This is a genomic window from Ralstonia soli (genome assembly GCF_023955655.1).
In the GTDB taxonomy this organism is placed as follows: Bacteria; Pseudomonadota; Gammaproteobacteria; order Burkholderiales; family Burkholderiaceae; genus Ralstonia; species Ralstonia soli.
Map to the genome: position 1 here is coordinate 329,579 of NZ_JAMXHT010000002.1, position 22,641 is coordinate 352,219.

The following is a 22,641-nucleotide window of genomic DNA, read 5'->3' on the forward strand; positions in this document are numbered from 1 at the left end:
GGGCGCGTGCGATTGGATGAATGGCAAGCAGATAGGGGTATGACGTGCTGAGCCGATTGGTTGAAAAGCTTGAAGCCTTGTTCTTCGGGCATCGTGTGGTCACGCTGTCCGTGATTGCGCTGTTCACGGCCGTGATGGCCTTTTTCGCGCTGCAATTGCGCATGGATGCGGGGTTCGAGAAGCAGATCCCGATCGGCAACGAGTACGTCCAGACCTTCCAGAAATACCGCGATGCGCTGTTCGGTGCCAACCGGATCACGGTGGTCGTCAAGGCGCGCAAAGGCACGATCTGGACGCGCGAAGGGCTGGAGCGCCTGTACCAGGTGACCCAGGCAGTGAGCTACCTGCCCAACGTGGACCGTGGTGGCGTGCAGTCGCTCTGGACGCCGAACGCATTCGTCAACCAGATCACCGAGGATGGCTTTCGCGCTGATCCGATCATCGACGGCACGATCACGCCCGAGGCGCTAACGAGCAAGAACATCGAGTCCATCCAGCAGGCAACGGCGGCGGGTGGCTATGTGGGCGTGCTGGTCTCACGCGACCAGACCAGCGCGATGGTGACCGCCGAACTCAACGAGCGCGACGCCAACGGCAGTGCACTCGACTATGTGGCGTTCAACCGCATCCTGGAAGACAAGCTGCGCAAGCCCTATGAGGACGCGGATTTCCAGGTGCAGATCATCGGCTTTGCCAAGCAGATCGGCGACATTGCGGACGGTGCCTCCGGGGTGCTGATCTTCTGCGTGCTGGCGCTGCTGCTGACCGCCGGTGCGGTGTACTGGTACAGCCAGTCGGTTCGCTTCACAATCCTCCCGATCGTGTGTTCGCTCACCTCGCTGGTGTGGCAGTTCGGCACGCTGCGCCTGCTCGGCTTCGGGCTGGACCCGCTGGCCGTGCTGGTGCCATTCCTGGTGTTTGCCATTGGCGTTTCGCACGGCATTCAGCAGATCAACTACATCGTGCGCGAGCTGTCGCATGGTCGCAGTTCGGAAGAGGCCGCGCGGCATAGCTTCAGCGGCCTGCTGATTCCGGGCACGCTCGCGCTGGTGACGGCGTTCGTCTCCTTCATCACGCTGCTGCTGATTCCCATCCCGATGGTGCGGGAGCTAGCGATCACCGCGTCACTGGGCGTTGGCTACAAGATCATCACCAACCTGGTGATGCTGCCGGTGGTGGCATCGTGCATGCACTTTACCAAGGCGTATGCAGACAGCGCGCTGGTCGCCCGCGAGCGCCGCGCACGCTGGCTGAAGACACTGGCACGCGTTGCTGAGCCCCGCAATGCCGTGCTTACGCTTGCAGTGACGGCTGTGGTGTTCGGGGTGGCAGCGTGGCAGAGCCGCGACCGCGTGGTCGGCACCCTGCAGCCGGGTGCGCCTGAACTGCGTGCGGACTCCCGCTTCAACCAGGACGCCGTGTCGATTGCCCGCAGCTACGACATTGGCCTGGACTGGCTGACCGTCGTGTTCGAAGCCCCCAAGTCAGACGACTGCACCGACCCGCGCATCGGCGGCTTTGAAGACGGCTTTGCCGCATCGATGAAGCATGTGCCGGGCGTGGTCTCCATCAGCTCGTACTCGCAGATGCTGCGCACGTATAGCGAGGGCTACAACGAAGGCAACCCGAAGATGTCGGTCATCCCGATCGACCCGGTCAACTATGCCGCGCTGAGCGCTGAGATCAACCGCGTGCGCGGGTACATGACGAAGGACTGCAAGATGACCGCTGTCCACCTGTTCCTGACCGACCACAAGGCGTCCACCATCAACGGCGTGATCGATGCGGTCAAGGCTTACGGTGCGGTCAATCATCTGGATGGCCTGAAGATCCGCCTCGCGGCAGGCAATGCCGGCGTGCTGGCCGCCACCAACGACGAAGTGGCGCGCAGCGAGCTGCCGATGATGCTGTACGTGTATGCCGCGATCATCATTCTGGTGCTGCTGGCCTATCGCGATTTCCGCGCGGTGATTGCTTGCTGCCTGCCGCTGACGGTGGCCACGTTCATTGGCTACTGGTTCATGAAGGAGCTGGAGATCGGCCTGACCGTGGCAACGCTGCCAGTGATGGTGCTGGCCGTGGGTATCGGCGTTGACTACGCGTTCTACATCTACAACCGGCTGCAACTGCATCTGGCGAATGACGTGCCCATCGTCAAGGCGGTCGAGCAATCGATCCTGGAAGTGGGCGTGGCCACCATCTTCACGGCGATCACGCTGGCGGTGGGCGTGGCAACGTGGAGTTTTTCCGCGCTCAAGTTCCAGGCCGACATGGGCAAGCTGCTGGCGTTCATGTTTGTGGTGAACCTGGTGATGGCCATGACGGCGTTGCCGGCACTGGCGGTTCTGCTTGCACGGGTATTCCCCCGCAGCAAGGCCGTCAAGAGCTCCAGCCTGTTCAGCCACTAAGCGAGGGATCACGATGAAAGCCAATACGTTGAAGACGGCCATTCGCCTGATTCCCGTTGTTGCCGCCCTGCAACTGGCGCATGTCGCCGGCGCGCAGGAGCAGGCCAGCGCCGTCCCGGGCACGCTAGCCCTGAAGCTGAATGCCGCCAAGGTGCGTGCCGATGCCACGCAGAACATGATGCTCGGCGCCGCGCTGGCCGGCTCGCGCATCGTGGCGGTGGGCGAGCACGGTGTGGTCCTGCTGTCTGACGACAATGGCGCGCATTTCCGCCAGGCCAAAGGCGTGCCGTCGGATTCGACGTTGACGTCTGTCACCTTTGTCGATGCCAAGCACGGCTGGGCGGCGGGGCACTGGGGCGTCATCCTCAAGACCGACGATGGCGGAGAGACGTGGGCCTTGCAGCGCTCCGATACCACGGTTGATCAGCCGGTGTTCTCCATCGCCTTCCGGGATGCACAGCACGGCTGGGCCGTCGGCCTGTGGTCATTACTGTTGAGCACCGACGACGGCGGGCATACGTGGAAACGCCAGACGCTTGATGCGGGCAAGGGTACGGGAGCCGGCAAAAGTGGCCTGAACCTGTATGCCGTGTTCATGGGGGCGCAGCAGGATCTCTACATTGCCGGTGAACAGGGCACCGTGTTCAAGTCGGCCGACAACGGCGGGTCGTGGCAGGCAACGCAGACCGGCTACAAGGGCACGTTGTGGAGTGGCACGGTTTCGGCAGATCGTGTGCTCTACGTGGGTGGCTTGCGCGGCAACCTGTTTGCCAGCCACGACGGTGGTGCGACATGGCAGTCGATGCCCTCCGGCGCGGGCGATTCCATCACCGACTTGAAGTCGACGCCGCAGGGCGTGGTGGGCGTCGCGCTCGACGGCAGCGTCACGCAACTCAAAGCGGGGCAGTCGGGTTTCGTGGCACGCCGGTTGCCAGGGCATGACGTGCTGACGGCGCTGGTGGTCGCTCCCAACGGCTCGACCGTCCTGTTCTCCAAGGACGGCGTGGTCGCCAGATAAGGCGCTCGCTGCCGCAGACACAGGCAACTTCTCCCTCTAGTGCATCGCACGCGGTCTGGCGCGGGGGAAGACGCGTCCCGGCATTGTCCACCGCACGACTGCTTTCGACAGACCACTCGCACGCCAACTCAGGCCGGAGCGCTGAACGATGGAACATCAATACGGGCAGGTTGTCTCCGGGTTGCCGGAAGCAGCGGTGGCCACTCAACAGGAAGGCGACGGAAGCGTCCCCCGAACCGGTTTGAAATGGGTGAACGTGGCGGGGTTGGGCGTTGCCTTTGCGGTGTCCGGCAACTTCTCCGGCTGGAACATGGGGCTGGGCATCGGCGGCTGGGGCGGTATGCTCCTGGCTGCGCTGCTGATGGCGTGTTTCTACCTGTGCCTCGTGCAGTGCGTTGCCGAACTGGCGGCGGCTTGCCCCGTTGAAGCCGACGGCATGGATTCGTTCGCCGCCATCGGGCTCGGCAACGGTGGCCGCTTCTTTGCCGGTATCTCGATTGCCATGGCGGTCAGCATGTGCGTGGGCGTGGGGGCGTCGTTCATCCAGGCGTATTGCCTGTCCGTATTCGGCGTCGGCGGCTCGCTGTTCAAGATCGCGCTGATTGCAGCGTTCGTGCTGTTCCAGTTGCGCGGCGCGCGGGAGGCCGTCTTCCTGACCACGGTGGGCGGCTTTTTTTCGGTGGCGGTGCTGGTGTTCTTCTGTGCCGCCATGGTGCCGGGTTTCTCCTTGGCGGCGCTGTACTCCCATCACGATGGCGTGGCCACCCTGTTGCCCAATGGGATACGCGGGGCGCTTGAGTGCATCCCCTATGCGCTCTTCATGTTTCTTGGCGTGGAGCAGGCCGCCAACGCGGCGGGCGACATGCACGAGCCGTCAAAGCACCTGCCGAAAGCCATCTTTGCAGCGGTGGGGACGGTGGTAACGATCGGCATCTCGGTGCTCATTTTTGCTGCGGGCGGGGGTGTTGAGCGTGTGGCAGCGGCCGACGGCAATCCGCTGTTCGTTGCGGTGGCCGGTGCAAAGTTTGCCGGTGCTACGGGCGGGATCGAAACGGCGGTGGGCATCGGTTCCATCGTCTCGCTGCTGTCGACCGCCTTTTCGCTGGTCTATGCGGCATCGCGCCAGTTTTTCTCCCTGGCCAAAGGCGGTTTCCTGCATGGTGGCCTTGCCCGGTTGAACAAACGCGACGTGCCATCCAATGCACTGTGGCTGGTGGCGGCGCTGGCGGTGTTGGGCGCGCAGATGGATGCCGACACGGTGCTGGTGTGCTTCATCTTCTGCCTGAACATCTGCAACCTGCTCGTCCTGCTGTCCTTCCTTCGGGCGCGTGCCGCCCAACCCGGTCTTGCCCGGCCGTATCGGGCTATCGGTGGCCGCGTCTCCGCAGGCATCGCCGGGGTGCTGGCGCTTGCCGTCATGGCTGCCTGCGTGCAATTGCAGCCCGCCGCCCTTGAATACGTCGCGCTCGGCTACGGGCTGTGCGCCGTTTATTACCTTGTCCGCCGTCCACGCCTGCGCAGTGCCCAATAGCCGCCAGTGTGGTGTACGGCGCTCTTGCTTTTCGATTGCTGGAGATGCATCCGTATGAGTGAAGACCTGCTGAACCGCCGCTACCGTCTGGTCGGCAAGGGCGCGCCGCTCTTTTATGAAAAGCCGCTGCATGTGGTGCGCGGGGAGGGCGTGCTGCTGTTCGATGCCGATGGCAATGAATACCTCGATGCGTACAACAACGTGCCCGTGGTGGGCCACTGCAATCCCAGGGTTGTGGAGGCGCTCACGCGCCAGGCCGGATTGCTCAATGTGCATACGCGCTATCTGCACGAGAACCTGCTCGACTATACGGAGCGGCTTACGGCCACGTTCAGCGCGCCGCTCGACATGGCCATCCTCACCTGCACCGGCAGCGAGGCAAACGACGTGGCGCTGCGCATGGTGCGCGAGCTGACCGGCAAGCGGGGCATCATCTGCTCCAACAGCACGTACCACGGCAACACCACGGCGGTCGATGAACTTTCGACGATGTTCCGTGGCGGGAAATCCGAGTCGCCGAATGTGCGTGCCATTCCGTTCCCCGAAACCTACCGCCCGCTGAACGGCCTGACGGGCGAGGCGCTTGCCGATGCCTACGTCAACGAGGTCCAGGCTGCCATCCGGGCCTTTGAAGAGAGCGGCACCGGTTTCGCCGGCATGCTGGTCTGCCCGATCTTTGCCAACGAAGGGCTGCCCGATGTGCCTGCCGGCGTCATGCCGCGCATCGCCCGCATCGTGCGTGAGGCTGGCGGCATGCTGATCTTCGACGAGGTGCAGGCGGGCTTCGGCCGCACGGGCTACATGTGGGGCCATCAGATGATTGGCGTGGAGCCCGACATCGTGACGATGGGCAAGCCCATGGGCAATGGCCATCCCATTGCGGGGCTGGTCTCCAGCGCGGACATCATCAACGCGTTCCGCAGCCGCGTGATGTACTTCAACACCTTCGGCGGCAATCCGGTGTCGTGTGCGGTGGGGCTGGCCGTGCTCGACGTCATCCAGGAGGAGCGCCTGCTCGACAACGTGCGCAACGTGGGCGCGTACGTTGCACAGGGCCTGCGTGAGCTTAAGCAACGGCACGAAGCCATTGGCGACATCCGCGCGCGCGGCCTGTTCTTTGGCGTGGAGATGGTCTCCGACCGCGCGCGCAAGACGCCTTCGGCCGAGATGGCCAACATGGTGCTCAACCGGATGCGCGAGAACGGCGTCCTGATCAGCCGTGCGGGCCCGTTCGACAACGTGCTGAAGATGCGGCCGCCGCTGCCGTTCACCAAGGCACATGCGGACAGGTTGCTGAGCACGCTCGATCAATGCCTGGAGGCCGTCGCCCATGTTTGAGCCACCCGTCCAACACGATCAGGCGCTGGAGATCCTGCGGCGGCTGGCCCATTCGGCCTTCCGGCACTGGGGCCTTGAGCCCGCAGAACTCAGCCTTATCAAGTTTCGTGAGAACGCGGTGTTCAAGGTCGTGACCCAGCATGGGGAGCGCTTCGCCTTGCGCATCCATCGCGGCGGCTATCACTGCGATCGCGCGCTGGATTCCGAGCTGCAATGGATGGCGGCCTTGCAGCGCGCGGGGTTCGACGTTCCCACGATCGTGCCCACCGTGGACGGCCGTCTCTTCGCCACGGACAGCGTGGAAGGGCTTGCCGCGCCCTTGCAGGTGGACGTGTTTGAATGGATCGAGGGTCATCAGCTCGGCACCTCCGAGAACGGGCTGGGCGACGACCTGCAGAACATCGAGGCCACGTATCGCACGGTCGGCAATCTGGCGGCACGCCTGCACAATCACGCCGCGTCGTGGACGTTGCCCGGGGGCTTCCAGCGGCACGCGTGGGACAGGGATGGTCTGGTGGGCGAGCAGCCGTTCTGGGGGCGCTTCTGGGAGCTGGAGGCGCTGTCCGCGCAGCAGCGGAGCCTGTTGATCGAGGCGCGCGACCTGGTCCGGCAGGAAATGCTGAGCCTGGCCGGTACCGCCGACATGGCCCAGTGCTACGGCCTCATCCACGCGGATTTCGTGCCCGAGAATCTGTTCGTGTCAGGCGGCCAGGTGCGCTTGCTGGATTTCGACGACGCCGGCTTTGGCTGGCACCTGTTTGAACTGGCGACGGCGCTGTACTTCATCCAGAACGATCCGAACTACCCCACCGCCAAGGCGGCGCTGGTTGCGGGATATCGTGAGCATCGCGATCTGCCGGATGCGCTGCTCGACAAGCTGCCGGTGTTCATGATGGCGCGCGGCTTTACCTACTTGGGGTGGGTGCATACGCGGCCGGGCTCGGAGGAGGGCAAGGCGCTGGCGCCTTACCTGATCGACCTGGCGTGCCGGTTTGCCGAGCGGTTTGTCGGGCGCGGGCAGGACATGGTGGCGCCGGTGGAGGTGCCTGCAGGTTGACCGGACTGGACGGCTCGCCGAGCCGCCCGGCTTGGCCTGTTACCGATCGTCGCTGTGCACGGAAGACCCGTGGCGGCACAGCGCTTGCACTTCCATCGACATGTACGGAAAAAGCGGCAGCTGGCTCAGCACGTCGTGCAGGTGGGCCGGGCTCTCCACATCGAAGATGCTGACGTTGGCATAGCGGCCGGCGATGCGCCACAGGTGGCGCCAGACACCATCGCGCTGCAGTTGCTGTGCCATGTCCTTCTCTTGCGCCTTCAGCGCAGCGGCCTTCTCCGCATCCATGTCGGGCGGCAGATTGACGGTCATTTCCACATGAAACAGCACGGCGGGCTCCTTGGGATTTTGAGGGGAGGGCAGGCGTGCCATGACTGCCGGCACGCCTTCGTACGCTCAGACGATCAGAACTTGTGGCGGATACCGACTGCGGCACCGAGCATGCTCGTCTTGCCGGCCGCCAGCGGGTAGCCGCCGCTGTTGAGGTCGGTGCCGGCCTGATCCAGCACCAGGCCCGCATTGCGGGCGTAGGCCGCAGTCAGGTACACGTCGGTCCGCTTGGACAGGTTGTAGTCGGCCAAAAGCGCCAGCTGCCACGGGTTCGACCCCGTGGACGGCGCGCTGTTGACGGTCTTGATCTTTTCGTACGAATACTCAAGCGACAGGGCCAGCGCACTGGTGGCGTTGTAGACGGCGCCGAGCCAGTAGTAGTCGTCGCGCAGCGCAACCGCGCCGAGCGCATCCTTGTTCTGGCCCCAGCGATAGCCACCCATCAGCTTGGCAGGGCCGAAGACATAGCTGCCCGCCACGGCAGCCTTGCGGACGGTGCCCGAACCGAATGCGCCGCCGCCAATCGCCACGCTCGGGTTGTACTGGTCATAGACGAGCGCTGCGCCAAGCGGCCCGGCCGCGTAGGCCACGCCGGCACCGTAGCCGCTGTCGCGCCGGAACTGGCCTGGCACCTCGCCGTTGCCGCCGCCCGTGGGGCTTGCGCTGGGCACGCCGGTCCCGAACGACCAGTGCGCCTGGACATTCACCGGGCCGAACGAGCCCTTGTAGACGACCATGTTGTCCTGACGCAGGTTCAGGCCGGTCATCACCGGTACCGGCTCGTACTGGTTCGAATAGCCCATCGGCGCGAAGTTACCCATCAACTCGAACAGTGCGGTGTACTGACGGCCGAGGCTGATCTGGCCAAGGCTCTTGCTCTGCAGGCCGACGAACGCCTGACGGCCAAACAGGCGGCCGCCTTGCCCCGACGTGCCGGTGTCGACGAAGAAGCCGCTTTCCAGCACGAAGATGCCGGACAGGCCGCCGCCCAAGTCTTCCACGCCACGCATGCCCCAGCGCGAGCCGGACAGGCCGCCGCTGACGAGCGCAGCACGGTTGCCCGAGCCGCCGCCCGTGGTGGCCATGTTGGTGGCGTATTCCACGTTGGCATCGACCACGCCGTACAGCGTGACGTTCGACTGTGCCTGTGCGGCGCTGGCGCATGCCAGCAAAGATGCGGCTGCGATGGACTGTATTTTCATGCTGCAGGGTCTCCTCTCGTGTTGTCTCCGAATGGGCAATCCGGAGCGGCTTGATGCCGGTTTTTCCGCCGCGCCGCCTTGCGTGTGGCGCAGCAGGTCTTGCATAGCGACACGGTGCCGGGTCGCTATCGGGTTCTTTGGTGATGCGTCGGGATTCGGGCGTGCCCGCGTCGGATCAATGGGCGTGGCGCACCATCCGCTCGATGCGCGGCCAATCGAACGTGATGCCGAGGCCGGGCGTGCTGGGCAGATGCAGTTTGAAATCCTGGTAGCACAGCGGCTCGGTCAGGATCTCTTCCGTCAGCAGCAGCGGGCCGAACAGCTCGGAGCCCCACTTCAGCGACGGGAATGTGCTGAAGAGGTGGGCCGATGCCATCGTGCCGGCCGCGCCTTCCAGCATCGTGCCGCCGTACAGGTCGATACCCGCCGCCGTAGCGATGGAGGCCACGCTTGCCGCGCCGAGAAGCCCACCGGATTGCGCGATCTTCACGGCAAACACGTCAGCCGCACGTTCGTGCGCCAGCGCGAACGCATCGGTCGCGCCGTGCAGCGCTTCGTCGGCCATGATGGGAATGTGCGCGAGTTGCGTGAGCCGCTTGAGGCCCGCGCGGTTGGTGGCCGCAATCGGCTGCTCAACCAGGCTCACACCGGCCTCGGCCAGACGCGCGCCAGCCCAGATCGCTTCGCTTTCCGTCCAGGCCTGGTTCACGTCGACGCGCACATCGGCGTGGTTACCCAGTGCGCGTTTGATGGCAACCACGTGCGCAACATCCTCCGCTGCGGCGCGCAGGCCGATTTTCAGCTTGAACGCGCGGTGGCGGCGGGCCTCGATCATCGCTTCGGCTTCGGCGATATCGCGTTGCGTGTCACCGCTGGCAAGCGTCCATGCCACGTCGACGGCGTCGGTGCTGCGACCGCCGAACAGCTCCGACAACGGTACGCCAAGGCGGCGTGCCTGCGCGTCGAACAGCGCGGTTTCGATCGCGCATTTGGCAAAGCGGTTGCCCTGGATGCGCTTGCGCAGCATTGCCATGACCGCACCGGGGCGCGTTGCGTCCAGGCCCTGCAGCATGGGCGCGACATACGTGTCGATGTTGACCTTGATGCTTTCGGGGCTTTCCTCGCCATACGCGAGGCCGCCGATCGTCGTGCCTTCGCCCACGCCTTCGACGCCGTCCGAGCATCGAAGCCGGACGAGCACCAGCGTCTGGCAGTTCATGGTTGCAACCGACAGTTTGTGCGGACGGATCGTGGGGACGTCGACGAGCAGCGTCTCGATGCGCTCGATGCGGACAGGGGTAGCGGTCATGGCTTCAGAGGTCGAGGACGATGCGTGCCGTTCGTGCGCGCGATACGCAGGCACAGATCAGCCTGTTGGCGGCCTTCTCTTTTTTGGAGAGGCAGTTGTCGCGATGGTCGGGCTCGCCGGAGAGCACCGGCACCACGCAGGTGCCGCAGATGCCTTCGCGGCATTCGGTGTCGATGTCGCAGCCGGCGGCCTGCAGTGCGTCGACCAGCGAGACATCCGCCGCCACGACGATCACCTTGCCGCTGCGCGCCAGCTCGGCTTCAAACGCACCGGCCGGCACTTCGCTGGCGACGGGCACGGCCTTGAAGTGCTCCAGGTGCACGGCATCCGGGCCGAGGCTGCGCTCGCCCACCGCAACCACGCGGTCCATGAAGGCGGCGGGGCCGCACGTGTAGGCATGTGTGCCGGGCGTGGCGTCCGCCATGCAGCGGGCGAGGGCGGGCTCCAGCGCATCCGGTTCCACGCCAAGGTGGAACGTCACCTTGCCCTGGAAGCGGGCCGATTCCAGCGTGGATACGAATGCCGCGTGCTCGCGTGAGCGCACGAAGTAATGCAGGTGAAACGGGCTGCCCTGGCGGGACAACGCATACGCCATGCTCAGCAGCGGCGTGATGCCGATGCCCGCTGCAAACAGCAGATGCGCACTGGCCTCGGGCGACAGGCTGAACAGGTTGCGCGGGCTGCCGATGGATAGCTCCGCACCTTCCCGCACGCCGTCGTACAGGGCGGACGAACCGCCGCGCGATGCTTCTTCACGCTTCACGGCGATCAGGTAGGCGGACAGATCATCTGGCGGGCTGCACAGCGAATACTGGCGCGTCACGCCGGTCGGCCCGAGCACATCGACGTGCGCGCCGGGCTCGTATGCCTGCAGCGTGTGGCCATCCGCAGGGACCAGACGGAACGAGCGAATGCCAACCGCCTCGTCCACCACCTTTTCGACTTTGACTTTGACCATGACTGGACCTCCCGATCAGCGCATCAGCAGGCCGCCGTTGGCGTCCCAGTTCGCGCCAGTCACCGCACCGGCGGATTCGGCAGTGAGCAGCAGTACCACGTCGGCCACGTATTCCGCCGAGCCGAGCCGTTGCACCGGAATCGCGCGGCGGATGGCTTCAAGGCGCTCCGGCGCCACGGTCTCGTGCACGATCGGCAGGTCGAGAGGGCCGGGCGATACGCAGTTCACCGTGACGCCGCGCTCGGCCAGTTCACGCGCGAACACCTTGGTCAGCACCGCCACACCGCCCTTGGCTGCCGCGTAGTGCGCACCCGTGGCGGTGCCGCCGTTCTGGCCGGCGAGCGAGCCGATGTTGACGATGCGGCCGAAGCCGCGTTCGGCAAAGTGCGCGCCAAATACCTGCGAGCCGACAAACGTGCCGCGCAGGTTGATGGCGACGATGCGGTCGAATTCTTCGGGCGAGATGTCCATCAGCGCCGACACTTGCGACTTGCCGGCGTTGTTGACCAGCACGTCGGTACCGCCCCAGTGTTCCTGCAGGGCCGCCCGGGCCGATTCGAACGCAGCCTTGTCGGTCACGTCCAGCGCCAGCGCAATGGCCGTGTCACCGCTGGCGTCGAGCGACTGCGCCACGGTGCGCGCCGCATCGACGTTCAGATCGGCAACGGCGACCCGATAGCCAGCGGCGTGCATGCGGCGGGCAATGACTTCACCCAGACCGCGGGCCGCGCCCGTGATCAACGCAACACGTTTCATGGCGACTCCTACAGCAGGAAACCGAGCGCGTTCAGGCTATCGGTCGAGTTGATCAGGCGCACCACCTTCTGCTCCAGGCGGATGCCGTCTTCGGTGAAGCGCAGGCGGTGGGTCAGGTCGGCGGCGAAGAGCGTATGCACCTCGCGCTTGTAGGCGACGAGCAGTTGCGCGGAGTTCACCTCGATCACCTGGTCGTCATCGGTCGGCACTTCCACAAAACGCGAGATGGTGCGCACGGTGCGCGCCGCGTCGACGGCCGACACCGAGTACCCCGAGGTCAAGCGCTCAAGGCGCATGGCGCGCATGCGCGCGTCGTCGTAGGCGTAGTTGAGCGTGGATGCAAAGTCGGTGGTGTCGTGGTCGATCGGCACCACGTACACGCCGGTCTCCATCCAGAGCGCGTTCCACGCGTGGTACTCCTTGCGGTCCAGCAGTTCGGCCTCGCGCCAGATGAACTCGGTGGCGAGTTGGAGCGAGGGCGCCACGTGGCGCAGTTCGTTGGCTTTATTCATGGCTCATCATCCTTTTCCACATCCGATAGGCTTCGCGCATGCCACCTTCGTCGGTGGCATGGGACACCTTGTCGCCGTTCTCGGCAACGACTTCGCGGTTCAGCCCGCGGTTGACCAGGATCGGCACGCCTGTGCCCGCGTTGGCGCCGCGCTGCACGCGCTCCCAGGCTTCTGCGTCGTCAGGGCTGCCAAAGCCGAACGGACCCTGGAAGTGCTCGTGGATGCGCAGGCGCTCGCGGTTGGCGATCTCGGGGCCGCCATCCATGCCGAGCGCAACGTGGCGAATTTCCGTCTCGGCCACCGACACCGGGTGCAGCACGCGGAAGAACGCCATCGACATCGCCACGTTGGGGAACAGGTTCAGGTTGAACCCGGCGCCGTGCAGCGAACGCACGATGCGGCGCACCTGCTCGGGTGGATAGTCCTTCGACAGAGCTTCGATCACGTGAGCGAAGCGCTCCTGCAATTCCTCGGTACCGTCGTCGACGTCGAGGTCGACGTGCTCGGGCACCATCACCATCACGCTGTGACCGTTGCCCAGCGCATGCGTGACAGCCTTGTCATCGGTCATGAACGAGAGCATCTCGGAGGTCTCTTCATCCACCGATGCCATCCACGACTTGTGGACGATCGGGAAGTGGTAGCCGTCGGTGGTGTTCTCGAGCTGGATCTTCCAGTTGCCCTGGAAGCGGAACTTGTGTTCGCCCTGCGTCTTGATCGGGTAGCCGGCGCCCTGCTTCATGAACAGGTCGATCCAGTGCTTGGCTTCACCGAGGAAATCGGTGAGCGGCTCGACATCCTGGTTGAAGCTGGCGAAGACCATGCCCGCGTAGCTTTCCACGCGCAGCGAGCGCAGCGGCAGCTCCGACTTGTCGAGGATGTCTTCATAGCCGTCGGGATACGGGAAAGCGCGCAGCTTGCCGTCCAGCGCGTACGACCAGCTGTGGTACGGGCAGGTGAAGCCCGTTGCGTTGCCCTTGTGCTTCTCGCACACAGTGGCTCCGCGATGGCGGCAGCGGTTTTCCAGCACGCGGATCGTGCCGCTCTTGTCGCGCACGACGATCACCGGCTGGCGGCCGATCTTGGTGGTCTTGAAGTCGCCCACGTTGCGGACTTCGCTCTCGTGCGCCACCCAGATCCAGGTCTTGTAGAAGATGCGGTCGAGTTCGAGTTCGAACAGCGCGGGGTCGTGATAGAGCGAGCCGTCAACGCGGTCGTCCTGCACGCGTTGCTCTGGCTTGGCCGTGAAGGTCACGGGCTGATAGGTGGCGGGTTCGTTGGTGCACATGTTGGTACTCCGTGAGGTTCAGGCGGCCGCACCACGGGCGGCGGTGGCTTGTTCGACGGCTTGTTCGATTCGGAAGGCAATGGCGCACAGCGTCTCGTCGTCGTGCTTGCGACCGACCAGTTGCAGCCCAGCCTTGAGCGTGGTGTTCGGCAACGGAACGGGCAGCGTCAGCGCGGGATGGCCGCTGAGGTTGAACGGCCTGACCAGCGACGTCAGATTCAGGATGGGCTTGCCCGCCCGGACATCGGCCAGCAGGGGCGGCAGGTCGGGCAGGGTAGGCAGCGCGATTGCATCCGCTGTGTCGAGCAGGGCATCCAACTCCGCGCTGAATTGATGGCGCACCACCTCGGCGCGTGCCAGTTCGTCCGGGCTGACGCCGCGCGCGGCCAGCAGGCGCTGTTGCACGTCGGGCTGCAATGCGCCGGTGTCGGTGAGGTGGCCGAAGGCGGCCCACGTCTCGACGTTGATCACGCGCATGCCAGCCTGATACGCCGCGGCCATGCCTTCGAGCCGCACCGGCTGAATCGCAAGACCGGATTGGCCGACTGCAGCCTCCACGGCTTGCAGCAGGCTCGCCTCGCATTCGACGTTGGTGAGCAGGCCGATGCGGAAGGGCTGGTTGGCGTTGCGTGCACGCTGCAAATCGAAGCCCGGCGCAATGACCGACATGGCGGCGACGATGCCGTCAACGGACCGTGCAAACGGGCCCACGCAGTCGAGTGAAGACTGTGCTGGATGCACGCCGCGTCGGCTCACGCGTCCGAAGGTGGGCTTCAGACCAGCCACGCCGCAGCACGCCGCCGGCATGCGGATGGAGCCGCCGGTATCGGTGCCGAGCGCAATGCCGACTTCGCCAGCGGCCACCGCCGCAGCCGAGCCGCTCGACGATCCGCCGGGAATCCTGTCAGGTGCCTGGGCGTTGACGGCCGTGCCGGCAAATTCGTTGATGCCCGAGATGCCGAACGCGAGCTCGTGCATCGTCGTCTTGCCGATGATCGACCAGCCCGCGTCGACGAGGCGGGAGATCACCTCCGCATGTTCTGCGGCCGGTGGTGCATCCGCCAGTGCGCGGCTGCCCGCGACGGTCGGGTAGCCCGCAATGTCGATCGAGTCTTTGATAGCGATGGCGGGGCCGGCGCCCCCCAACTCCAGGCGGGAGACAAAGTTCGTCATTGGGTCACCTCTTGTGCGGCGCTCTGCGGCAGGCACGACAGCCGCTCTGTGCGGAAGTGCTGGATGCAACAGATGCCGTCACGTTGAACAAACTCCACCGCCAGTCGCGCGCTGATCAGTTCCGACAGCCCGTCGCGATAGACCGAGACCTGTTGCATGATCCAGTGGCCGCGCACGATGCCGGCCTCGGCCTGCAGTGATTCGCTTGTCAGAAAATGCACGTTGCGCACGAAATGCGGCGACGGCGGGAGGTAGCTGCGTACGAATGCGCCGATTGCCGCTGGGCCCACGTGCCGCCCGAAGGTGGCCACATATTCGGCACCGGCGCCTTCCCAGACGGCGTCGTCGGCAAACAGCGCTTCCAACTCACCCTCGCGCGCGTCGGTCGGCGCCGGCACGTCGCACAACGACATGTAGCGCGACAGCACGCGGCGGGCAGCGTCCTGTGCTTCGAGGCAGTCCACGCGCTGAGCCAACGCCTCAATGGCGCGGTTGTCGGCAGTTTGCGAGGAGGTCATCGCCTCAGACCGCCTCTGCCGGGATTTCGAGCGCACGGCCCACGCGGGCTTCCACCTTGGCGTAGCGCCACAGGCTGTATTCGCCCACCGGCGTGGTGCGGAACAGGTTGCACGCGGCGACCACCGTGTCGTGGTCAGGCACGTCGGCCATGATGTAGACCGTCCACGGTGACGTGGTGGACGGGCCGACCATCAGGCGGTCGTCGTCGATCGTGCCCAGGACGTTGACGCCCGGCAGTTGCGACAGCGAACGCATCATGGTGCTGAATCCCTTCCACACCTCGATGCCCTTGCCCGTGGGCAGGTCAAAGAAGTTCTGAGTGATGCCGATGCAGAAGAGGACGCGCAGCGGGCTCGTGTTCGATTGCGACATGGTGGCTCCCGAGGGATGGATGGAACAGGTGGAATCAGATGTAGCCGGGCATCGGCGGCACGCCCAGGAAGACGGAGCCGGCGCCGTCGTACATGCCTTCGCCCAGGAAGGCGTGCTGCGTGACCACCATGGCGTCGCGCAGGTAGCGTTGCAGTGGGTGGCCGTCGTAAATGGCGGCCGTGCCGGCCAGCAGGTAGGCGGTCTGCACGGCTTCCGCGCCCGCACGTGCTGCCTGCACGGCGGACAGGCGCAGCAGGCTGGTCTGTTCCGGCGAGACGGCGTCGCCCTTGAGGATCGAATCCCACGCCGCGTCGGTCGCGTCGTAGAAGAACGCGCGTGCGGAGCGCAGCGTGGCTTCGGCCTTGGCCACCGCAATGCGCAGGTAGGCGCGATCGGCCATCTTGGGGGCACCCGTGATGCCGCTGCGGCCGCCCGCCATGACCGAGACCTCATCCAGCGCGGCACGGGCCACGCCCAGATTCACCACCGCCAGCACCTGTGCTGCATAGGCAATCGACGGATACCGATAGAGCGGCTCGTCAATGGAGGGCGTGCCGCCGCGGACAAACGTCCACTCGTCGGCGACGAAGGCATCTTTGATGCGCAAGTCATGGCTGCCGGTGCCGCGCAGCCCGATGACTTCCCAGTTCTCGACGATCTCGACCGCTTCGGGTCGGAGCACGGCGGTGAGCGGCTTGCCGCCGTTGCCGGTGCCGATGCCCACGCCGAGCACGTCGGCGCCCTTGCAGCCGCTAGCGAACTTCCACGTGCCGCTGATGCGCCAGCCGCCGTCGGCCTTCTGGGCCGGCTGGATCGGGAACAGGCCGCCGGCAAAAGCGATATCGGGGCCGTCCGCATAGAGGCGGGCCAGTGTGTCGCGGGGCAGTGCGGCGAGGTACACGGCGGCGCTGCCGAAGCTCGCCACCCAGCCCGCCGAGCCATCCGCTTCAGAAATGGTCTCGATCAGGCGCAGGAAGTCGGACGGCGAGCGTGCATCTCCGCCAAAGCAGCGCGGGGTGGCCGCGCGATAGACCCCAATCTGCTTGAGCCGCGCCACCATGTCTTTCGGCACGTGCCGCTTCGCGTCGAACTCTTCGCGGCGCGCGCGGATTTCTGCCAGCACCTGATTGAACACGTCTGCGGATGTATGGGAATCAGCGCAAGCAGCCGCGGTAGCGCTGGGGTGGTTGTCTAGGCGGCTTTCCGACACGGCGGAATGCAACATGGCTGTCTCCAAATGGGTGGCTTGGCCCGGATCAGCAAGCTGGCGCTGATCTGCGCAAATCGTTGAAGCCAGTCTATGGAGGCCCCCGACGCCCAACAATTGGAGCGGGGTGCGCTCTTTCGTGGGGTTTCCCGGGGCGGGGTAAAGGAATTCCCTATACGGATCGGACCACCGCAGCGGTACGCTGCAGACTTGAACTAGCCGCGCTCGCATGCGCACATGCCTGGGTGGCGGGACCCGACGAGAATCCCATGTACCGGTTTGGACAAGACGACTTCTTTCGCATGGTCGAGGCGTTGACCTTGCGCGTGATCCTTCACGACGCCGAGACCAAGTCCATCGTGTGGGCGAACCGCGCGGCGCGTGACACGCTTGGCTTCACGCTGGAGGAATTCCCGGCGCTGAAGGCGCCCGACATGACCAGCAGCGCGGAGAAATACCGGCGCGAGGTCGGGCTGCAATGGCTGGACGAGGCTGCGCGCACCGGCCAGAGCGTGATCGAGTGGTGCTATCGCGCCAAGAACGGCAACGAGATCCTGTCGGAAGCGATCGCCACCCGTGTCGCGCTGGAGAACCGCGACGTGCTGATGGTGCAGTTCCGGGACATCGCCGCAGAAGAAGCGCTCAAGCGCGAACTGCGGCGCTCTGAAAGCCGGCTGCGCGAATTCATGCAGGATCTGGCAGAAGGCGTGCTGGTGGTGGATGCAGCCGGCTGCGTGGTCTACGTGAGCGAATCCGCTTGCCGCATTCTGGAGCGGCCCCAGGCCGACGTGCTGGGCGCATCGTTCGATGTGTTCTGCGAAACTCCGATCACGCCCATCCTGCGGGAGAACGTGGCGGCGGATCCAGCCCACCGCGGCGCATTCTCCATGCGCTACCGGGTGCGCACGGCCGCCGGCGCCCTGCGCTGGCACCAGGCCACCTCGCGGTATGTGGAGATCGAAGACGACCTCAGCGGTTACCTGCTGCTGTTTCGCGACATCACCCTGCAGGTGGAAACCGAGTCGCTCGAACGCGAGCGGGAGCGCGAAATTGAATACCTCGCGCGCTACAACGCAATGGGCGAAATGGCGATGACGATTGCGCACGAGCTCAGCCAGCCACTGGCCGCCACGCGCAACTTCATCGAGGGCGCCGCCATGCGGCTGGCGAAGAACCATGCCGACCCGGAGCCCATCCGTTATGGCCTGGAGAGCGCAGCCCGGCAGATCGAGCACGCGTCGGTCATCATCAAGAGCATGCGGGAGTACGTCGTCAAGCTGGAGCAGGCCGAGGTCGAGACCGACCTGAACGCCATCGTGGGCGACAGCGTCTACTTCATCTCGCTCAAGTGTGCTGAGGCCAACGTGCGCCTGGAACTTGCGTTGAGCGACGATCCGTTGCCGATCAGTTGCGAGAAGGTGTTGATCGGGCAGGTGATTCTCAACATCGCGTTCAACGGCATCGAAGAGATGGCGGCGTTGCCGGACGAGCGCCGCGTGCTGAGGATCGAGACGTGGCAGTCCGGCGGCAAGGCCATGCTGGCCGTGCACGACCTTGGCCGTGGCCTGCAACAAGGGACGGACAACCAGCGCATCTTTGGTGGCTTCTTTTCCGGCAAGCCGGGCGGCAACGGCATCGGGCTGGCGCTGTGCAAGAGCATCGTCTCACGGCACCGTGGCGACATCTGGGCGCAGAATCGCGTGCCGATCGGCACGTCATTCGTGTTCAACCTGCCGCTGCTGTCCGCCGGCGATGCGGAGGTGTCTCGCTAGCGCGTGCCGCCGCGTTCTGAAGCGGCGCTCAACTCAACGCAACTCCCCGCGGCTCCCCGCGGCTCAAGTCCAGTTGCCGGTTGGGGCCTTCTGCCAGACTTCCATGACTTCGCGCACCAGCGTGGCGGTGCTGACGACCCCGAGCTTCTCGCGGATCTTCGTGCGGTGAACGTCGACGGTCTTCACGCTGATGTGCAGTTCGTCGGCAATGACCTTGCTGGCCTTGCCGTCGAGCACCCGGCACAGGATCTCGCGTTCGCGCTCGGTCAGCCTGTTGAGCTTCGCGCGGATCTTCTTGCGCTGCTCCTCGCTGTCATGCAGCTGGATGGCCTGCTGCAGCGCGCCCTGAATGCGCTCCAGCATCTGCTGCGGGTTGTACGGCTTTTCGACAAAGTCGATGGCGCCGTTCTGCAGCGCCTTGACCGACATGGGGATGTCGCCGTGCGCCGATACGAAGATGATCGGCAGCGTCGCCCCCTGGTTGTTCAGCATCTGCTGGAGCTGAAAGCCGCCGGTCTCGGGCATGCGCACGTCCAGCACGAGACAGGCGGGCCGGTTCGGGTCGTAGGCGGCGAGAAACTCCTTGGCGCTGGCATAGCTCTCTGCCTGCACCGATACCGTTTCGAGCAGCCATACGAGCGATGCGCGGAGTTCGTTGTCGTCGTCGACGATATAGACGGTGGCGGAGGGGGCGTTCATGTCTCGGGGGATCTTGTAGGCGTGGCTCGAAGGGGCCGTGCCGCGCGTGACGCAGCGTTGATCGGCTCCCCGGCTCTGTTGGAGGCAAGCGTACACCAACGATCAAGGCGCCCGCGATAAAGAAAACACGTATTTGCGCTGCCACTTCCCTGCTGATACGGAGAGTCGCCGTCAATAGCGGAACCTGGAGGGGTGGCCTACGCTTCGTCTCACCGAAGTCGAAACGTATTGAGGACGCCACCATGATCCCCGTGAGCCAGACTGAGTTCCGCCAGGCTATGGCACATCTGCCCGCAGGCGTGAACATCATCACCACCCAAGGCAGCGCCGGCCGATGCGGCATTACCGCAAGCGCCGTCTGTTCCGTGACGGACAGCCCGCCGACGATCCTGGTGTGCGTCAACCGTTCGAGCGCTTCGCACCCGATCTTCGAGCGCAACGGTCGCCTGTGCGTCAATGTGCTGAGCAGCGAACAGGAGGAGCTGGCCAAACATTTTGCCGGCATGACCCAGGTGCCGATGGAAGAGCGCTTTGGCTGGGATATCTGGGAAGACGCCGGCGCCGATCAGCCGGCCCTGCGCGACGCGATCGTCAAGCTCCAGGGCAGAATCTGCGACTTCAAGGAGGTGGGTTCGCACTCCGTGATCTTCGTGCAGCTCGATCGGATTGCCGTGCGGGAAGACGGCGGCAGCCTGGTGTACTTCAACCGGCACTTTCATGGTGTGCAGCGCGCCGGATGATCTGACGGGTTTCTTTGTCGGTTGCAGGGCTCCTTCGGGAGCCCTCTTTTTTTTTCTGTGCCTTGCCGACGGCCTGTGCGCGCTGTTCTACATTCTTCGTGACGACAGTTCAAGCAGAGACCGACCGAGGTATTTGCACCGTGAAGGTCGTCCCTCGCTCGGAGGATTGAACGGTGATCGTCCCATGATGCGCCTGTGCAATGCTTCGGCAGATATAAAGACCCAGCCCCATGCCGGCGGCGGCACCACTGCGGTCCGGTAGCGTTGCCCGCGTGAGCGGGTCGAACAGCGTTGGGAAGGCGGACTTCGGTATGGGGTTGCCTTCGTTGGACACCACGATCGTCATCTGCTCGTGGTCGGCCCGCGCTTCGACCACAATCGGCCCCGCGCCGTAGCGAACGGCGTTGGTCAAGAGATTGACCACCAATTGTCCGATTCGGCCTCCGTCCCATGTGCCACTGAGTTCGCCGACAAGTCGCAGATCAATCTGTGCGTCCGGATACGATGCGCGCACTTCTTCAATCGCCTCGCTGCACAGATGCCCCATGTCCTGGGGGGAAAAACTGGTGGGCAATGCATCATCCAGGCGAGTGCGCGTAAAGACGCGCAGATCGTCAATCATCCGTTTCATCTGCATCGCACTACGCTGCGTGGATTCCACCGCTCTTACGCTGCGTGAAGAGAGGCCCTCGTCGCGCAGGAGCAGCTCTTGTGACGCCAGGATCGCGCCCAGAGGGGATCTCAGGTCATGCGCGAGCACGCCGGCAAACAGGTCGCGAATGCGCTCCGTTCGATGTGCGTGTTGCCGCACCGACTCTGCGATCATCTGATCGACCGCCTCATTGAACCGGATCATCTCCTGGAATGCCGAAGCGTCAGAGTGCGGCGCCTGCTGCCATCGGTGCAGGACACTGGCACGCAGCGCGCGGTATTCCGCCACCACATCGTTGATTCCGAATCCCTGCGAGAGGCGGTCGTCTGCATGCTCATGGGCCGCTTCATTGAAGCCCGAATCCGACGCGGGGCGGTCGCCCCAGGATTTGGCGTGCTGCTGTGCAGATGTCTGGCTTTCACGCATGTCTGCGGCGATCCGAAGGAGAAGACCTCGGGCCGAATTGCGCAACTGCGGTTCGGAAAGATCAACGCGGTCAACGCTCACCTTGCGGGCATAGTCGGTCCAGTCGTCGATCAGCGCGGGCAGGTTTGCCTCGATAAAGTCGGATAGGTTCATGGGTTTCCTCGTGGTTGCGAAAGCCATGTTGAGATGCCGTCTTGCGTGTGGCGCGTCTCATTTATCCACGTTCAGTGGGAAGGGTCAATGCTGTGCCCCGTCAGCGCGAAAGCTATGGGTGGAGCCTTTCGCCATTGTTCAGCATGTCGATAAATTGAGCGATTTTCTTCGCCCGTGTTTCGGCCTTCTTCACGTTCTGGATCCTGAATAGGATGGCGTACCGGTTCTGGCTATTCAAGGACGCGAAGAATTGCTTGGCCTTCGGGTTGGCGTCGAGGGCCTGCTGCAGATCATCGGGCACCGTCGACGTGCTCGCCGATGCATAGGCAGCCTCCCAGCGCCCGTCACGCTTGGCTTGATCGATGGCGCGAAGCCCTGAGGGGCGCATCCTTCCGGCCGCGATCAATGCCTCGGCCTTTGCCTTGTTGATCTTGGACCAGATGCTTTTGGCCGTTCTGGGTGTGAATCGCTGCAGCCAGTAGTGCTCGTTTTCCGCCTGCTTCTGACCATCGATCCACCCGTAGCAAAGGGCGCTTTCAAGCGCCTGCGCATAAGACACCGTGGATTGTTCGGCAGATCGTTTGGCGATGCGGAGCCAAACGCCGGGCACATCCTCTGCGTTGGCTTCGAGCCAGGCTTCCCAGGCTTCCTGATCGGTGAGCGTGAGTGTTGGACTGTGCATCTGCCTGGGCCTGGTGTGAGGGGTCAGCGGCGCCGGCTGCCGGCTGCCGGAGTGGATGGTAGTGCGGAATCGACGCGTTCGCGAATGCGCTTTGGCAATCCCGGCCGTCGGAGCCGCACTGCCTTGCCTTCTCACCCGATCACCGTACGGGGGCAGTCGTTTCCATCGGTCGGCCTAAAGGTAATACCTAGAGGGCATGCCCGAACTCAGTAGGCGCGCGCAAATGCGACCCAATATCGCCAATCGCGCGCGCGGCATACGCTGCGATCACCGATGACACCCATCGCATTCAAACGGAGACAGCGCAATGCCGGTCATGCAGATCTACCTGATCGAGGGGCGTACGCCAGCGCAGAAGGAGGCCTTCATTGCCGAAGTCACGCAGGCCGCCGTCGACACCCTTGGCGTTGAAGCAGCATCGGTCCGGGTGATGTTCCTCGATGTGCCGAAAACCGACTACGCCATCGGGGGAAAGACTGCACTGGCGCTGGGGCGCTGACGCCCTCCATCACAACTCACACCACGGTCGCCCTTCCAGA

22 protein-coding genes are annotated in these 22,641 nt (G+C 64.6%); 8 read left to right on the forward strand and 14 right to left on the reverse strand.

Annotated elements, in window-relative coordinates; translation table 11 throughout:
* The first annotated feature begins 44 nt into the window (after nucleotides 1-44).
* From NG900_RS05280 to NG900_RS05300, 5 genes are all read left to right on the forward strand, one after another.
* Nucleotides 45-2,408 (forward strand): efflux RND transporter permease subunit, encoded by a 2,364-nt coding sequence (locus tag NG900_RS05280; protein WP_252677547.1) that lies wholly within the window; start codon nucleotides 45-47, stop codon nucleotides 2,406-2,408.
* 13 nt (nucleotides 2,409-2,421) lie between these two features.
* Nucleotides 2,422-3,426, forward strand: coding sequence for a WD40/YVTN/BNR-like repeat-containing protein (locus tag NG900_RS05285; protein ID WP_252677549.1), 1,005 nt, complete (start codon nucleotides 2,422-2,424; stop codon nucleotides 3,424-3,426).
* 148 nt (nucleotides 3,427-3,574) lie between these two features.
* A complete protein-coding gene (locus NG900_RS05290) occupies nucleotides 3,575-4,957 on the forward strand; it encodes an APC family permease (RefSeq protein WP_252677551.1) in 1,383 nt (460 codons plus the stop codon).
* A 54-nt stretch (nucleotides 4,958-5,011) separates the two neighbouring features.
* Nucleotides 5,012-6,295, forward strand: a complete 1,284-nt coding sequence (locus tag NG900_RS05295; protein ID WP_252677553.1) for an aspartate aminotransferase family protein — start codon at nucleotides 5,012-5,014, stop codon at nucleotides 6,293-6,295.
* Nucleotides 6,288-7,352 (forward strand): phosphotransferase enzyme family protein, encoded by a 1,065-nt coding sequence (locus NG900_RS05300; protein ID WP_252677555.1) that lies wholly within the window; start codon nucleotides 6,288-6,290, stop codon nucleotides 7,350-7,352. The genes NG900_RS05295 and NG900_RS05300 overlap by 8 nt, the downstream gene beginning before the upstream one ends.
* 39 nt (nucleotides 7,353-7,391) lie before the next feature.
* On the opposite strand, the gene catC is transcribed toward NG900_RS05300, so the two are convergent.
* The 11 genes from catC to NG900_RS05355 form a co-directional block, all read right to left on the reverse strand.
* On the reverse strand, nucleotides 7,392-7,682 hold the full coding sequence (catC, locus tag NG900_RS05305; RefSeq protein ID WP_252678435.1) for a muconolactone Delta-isomerase: 291 nt from the start codon (nucleotides 7,680-7,682) through the stop codon (nucleotides 7,392-7,394).
* Nucleotides 7,683-7,756: 74 nt separating this feature from the next.
* The gene (locus NG900_RS05310; protein ID WP_252677557.1) at nucleotides 7,757-8,884 is read right to left on the reverse strand and encodes a porin; all 1,128 of its coding nucleotides are present in this window, start codon (nucleotides 8,882-8,884) and stop codon (nucleotides 7,757-7,759) included.
* Between the two features lie 175 nt (nucleotides 8,885-9,059).
* Nucleotides 9,060-10,193 carry a muconate/chloromuconate family cycloisomerase gene (locus NG900_RS05315; RefSeq protein ID WP_252677559.1) on the reverse strand — a complete coding sequence of 378 codons (1,134 nt, stop codon included), beginning with the start codon at nucleotides 10,191-10,193 and terminating at the stop codon, nucleotides 9,060-9,062.
* 4 nt (nucleotides 10,194-10,197) lie between these two features.
* Nucleotides 10,198-11,151: a PDR/VanB family oxidoreductase gene (locus NG900_RS05320; protein ID WP_252677561.1), complete on the reverse strand. Its 954-nt coding sequence runs from the start codon at nucleotides 11,149-11,151 to the stop codon at nucleotides 10,198-10,200.
* A 15-nt stretch (nucleotides 11,152-11,166) separates the two neighbouring features.
* Entirely contained in the window at nucleotides 11,167-11,907 is a 741-nt protein-coding gene (locus NG900_RS05325; RefSeq protein WP_252677562.1) for an SDR family NAD(P)-dependent oxidoreductase, read from the reverse strand.
* An 8-nt stretch (nucleotides 11,908-11,915) separates the two neighbouring features.
* Nucleotides 11,916-12,419, reverse strand: a complete 504-nt coding sequence (locus NG900_RS05330) for an aromatic-ring-hydroxylating dioxygenase subunit beta (protein ID WP_252677564.1) — start codon at nucleotides 12,417-12,419, stop codon at nucleotides 11,916-11,918.
* Nucleotides 12,412-13,707, reverse strand: coding sequence for an aromatic ring-hydroxylating oxygenase subunit alpha (locus NG900_RS05335; protein ID WP_252677566.1), 1,296 nt, complete (start codon nucleotides 13,705-13,707; stop codon nucleotides 12,412-12,414). Before NG900_RS05335 ends, NG900_RS05330 begins: the two co-directional genes overlap by 8 nt.
* An 18-nt stretch (nucleotides 13,708-13,725) precedes the next feature.
* The gene (locus tag NG900_RS05340; RefSeq protein ID WP_252677567.1) at nucleotides 13,726-14,880 is read right to left on the reverse strand and encodes an amidase; all 1,155 of its coding nucleotides are present in this window, start codon (nucleotides 14,878-14,880) and stop codon (nucleotides 13,726-13,728) included.
* Nucleotides 14,877-15,398: a nuclear transport factor 2 family protein gene (locus tag NG900_RS05345; RefSeq protein WP_252677569.1), complete on the reverse strand. Its 522-nt coding sequence runs from the start codon at nucleotides 15,396-15,398 to the stop codon at nucleotides 14,877-14,879. Before NG900_RS05345 ends, NG900_RS05340 begins: the two co-directional genes overlap by 4 nt.
* A gap of 4 nt (nucleotides 15,399-15,402) precedes the next feature.
* Nucleotides 15,403-15,771 (reverse strand): hypothetical protein, encoded by a 369-nt coding sequence (locus NG900_RS05350; RefSeq protein ID WP_252677577.1) that lies wholly within the window; start codon nucleotides 15,769-15,771, stop codon nucleotides 15,403-15,405.
* A 34-nt stretch (nucleotides 15,772-15,805) separates the two neighbouring features.
* On the reverse strand, nucleotides 15,806-16,996 hold the full coding sequence (locus NG900_RS05355; RefSeq protein WP_252677579.1) for an acyl-CoA dehydrogenase family protein: 1,191 nt from the start codon (nucleotides 16,994-16,996) through the stop codon (nucleotides 15,806-15,808).
* 251 nt (nucleotides 16,997-17,247) lie between these two features.
* Between NG900_RS05355 and NG900_RS05360 the strand changes: the two genes are divergently transcribed.
* Nucleotides 17,248-18,750: a sensor histidine kinase gene (locus tag NG900_RS05360; RefSeq protein ID WP_252677581.1), complete on the forward strand. Its 1,503-nt coding sequence runs from the start codon at nucleotides 17,248-17,250 to the stop codon at nucleotides 18,748-18,750.
* 63 nt (nucleotides 18,751-18,813) lie between these two features.
* Here NG900_RS05360 and NG900_RS05365 read toward each other — a convergent pair whose 3' ends face one another.
* The gene (locus tag NG900_RS05365) at nucleotides 18,814-19,449 is read right to left on the reverse strand and encodes a response regulator transcription factor (protein ID WP_252677583.1); all 636 of its coding nucleotides are present in this window, start codon (nucleotides 19,447-19,449) and stop codon (nucleotides 18,814-18,816) included.
* Between the two features lie 242 nt (nucleotides 19,450-19,691).
* Here NG900_RS05365 and hpaC point away from each other — a divergent pair, with 242 nt between their 5' ends.
* Nucleotides 19,692-20,189 carry a 4-hydroxyphenylacetate 3-monooxygenase, reductase component gene (gene hpaC / locus NG900_RS05370; RefSeq protein ID WP_252677585.1) on the forward strand — a complete coding sequence of 166 codons (498 nt, stop codon included), beginning with the start codon at nucleotides 19,692-19,694 and terminating at the stop codon, nucleotides 20,187-20,189.
* A gap of 109 nt (nucleotides 20,190-20,298) precedes the next feature.
* On the opposite strand, the gene NG900_RS05375 is transcribed toward hpaC, so the two are convergent.
* Nucleotides 20,299-21,420 (reverse strand): sensor histidine kinase, encoded by a 1,122-nt coding sequence (locus NG900_RS05375; protein WP_252677586.1) that lies wholly within the window; start codon nucleotides 21,418-21,420, stop codon nucleotides 20,299-20,301.
* Between the two features lie 112 nt (nucleotides 21,421-21,532).
* Complete coding sequence (locus NG900_RS05380; protein WP_252677588.1) at nucleotides 21,533-22,102, reverse strand: YdeI/OmpD-associated family protein; 570 nt, start codon at nucleotides 22,100-22,102, stop codon at nucleotides 21,533-21,535.
* A 307-nt stretch (nucleotides 22,103-22,409) separates the two neighbouring features.
* Here NG900_RS05380 and NG900_RS05385 point away from each other — a divergent pair, with 307 nt between their 5' ends.
* Complete coding sequence (locus NG900_RS05385; RefSeq protein WP_252677590.1) at nucleotides 22,410-22,601, forward strand: tautomerase family protein; 192 nt, start codon at nucleotides 22,410-22,412, stop codon at nucleotides 22,599-22,601.
* The last annotated feature ends 40 nt before the right edge of the window (nucleotides 22,602-22,641 follow it).

Excerpts from the sequence above, each read along its gene's own strand:
- NG900_RS05310 (WP_252677557.1), bottom strand. The coding sequence starts at position 8,884 with ATGAAAATACAGTCCATCGCAGCCGCATCTTTGCTGGCATGCGCCAGC.
- NG900_RS05315 (WP_252677559.1), bottom strand. The coding sequence starts at position 10,193 with ATGACCGCTACCCCTGTCCGCATCGAGCGCATCGAGACGCTGCTCGTC.
- NG900_RS05295 (WP_252677553.1), top strand. The coding sequence starts at position 5,012 with ATGAGTGAAGACCTGCTGAACCGCCGCTACCGTCTGGTCGGCAAGGGC.
- NG900_RS05375 (WP_252677586.1), bottom strand. The coding sequence starts at position 21,420 with ATGAACCTATCCGACTTTATCGAGGCAAACCTGCCCGCGCTGATCGAC.
- NG900_RS05385 (WP_252677590.1), top strand. The coding sequence starts at position 22,410 with ATGCCGGTCATGCAGATCTACCTGATCGAGGGGCGTACGCCAGCGCAG.
- NG900_RS05365 (WP_252677583.1), bottom strand. The coding sequence starts at position 19,449 with ATGAACGCCCCCTCCGCCACCGTCTATATCGTCGACGACGACAACGAA.
- NG900_RS05285 (WP_252677549.1), top strand. The coding sequence starts at position 2,422 with ATGAAAGCCAATACGTTGAAGACGGCCATTCGCCTGATTCCCGTTGTT.
- NG900_RS05335 (WP_252677566.1), bottom strand. The coding sequence starts at position 13,707 with ATGTGCACCAACGAACCCGCCACCTATCAGCCCGTGACCTTCACGGCC.
- NG900_RS05345 (WP_252677569.1), bottom strand. The coding sequence starts at position 15,398 with ATGACCTCCTCGCAAACTGCCGACAACCGCGCCATTGAGGCGTTGGCT.
- NG900_RS05350 (WP_252677577.1), bottom strand. The coding sequence starts at position 15,771 with ATGTCGCAATCGAACACGAGCCCGCTGCGCGTCCTCTTCTGCATCGGC.
- hpaC (WP_252677585.1), top strand. The coding sequence starts at position 19,692 with ATGATCCCCGTGAGCCAGACTGAGTTCCGCCAGGCTATGGCACATCTG.
- NG900_RS05300 (WP_252677555.1), top strand. The coding sequence starts at position 6,288 with ATGTTTGAGCCACCCGTCCAACACGATCAGGCGCTGGAGATCCTGCGG.
- NG900_RS05290 (WP_252677551.1), top strand. The coding sequence starts at position 3,575 with ATGGAACATCAATACGGGCAGGTTGTCTCCGGGTTGCCGGAAGCAGCG.
- NG900_RS05355 (WP_252677579.1), bottom strand. The coding sequence starts at position 16,996 with ATGTTGCATTCCGCCGTGTCGGAAAGCCGCCTAGACAACCACCCCAGC.
- NG900_RS05360 (WP_252677581.1), top strand. The coding sequence starts at position 17,248 with ATGTACCGGTTTGGACAAGACGACTTCTTTCGCATGGTCGAGGCGTTG.
- NG900_RS05320 (WP_252677561.1), bottom strand. The coding sequence starts at position 11,151 with ATGGTCAAAGTCAAAGTCGAAAAGGTGGTGGACGAGGCGGTTGGCATT.
- NG900_RS05330 (WP_252677564.1), bottom strand. The coding sequence starts at position 12,419 with ATGAATAAAGCCAACGAACTGCGCCACGTGGCGCCCTCGCTCCAACTC.
- NG900_RS05380 (WP_252677588.1), bottom strand. The coding sequence starts at position 22,102 with ATGCACAGTCCAACACTCACGCTCACCGATCAGGAAGCCTGGGAAGCC.
- NG900_RS05325 (WP_252677562.1), bottom strand. The coding sequence starts at position 11,907 with ATGAAACGTGTTGCGTTGATCACGGGCGCGGCCCGCGGTCTGGGTGAA.
- NG900_RS05340 (WP_252677567.1), bottom strand. The coding sequence starts at position 14,880 with ATGACGAACTTTGTCTCCCGCCTGGAGTTGGGGGGCGCCGGCCCCGCC.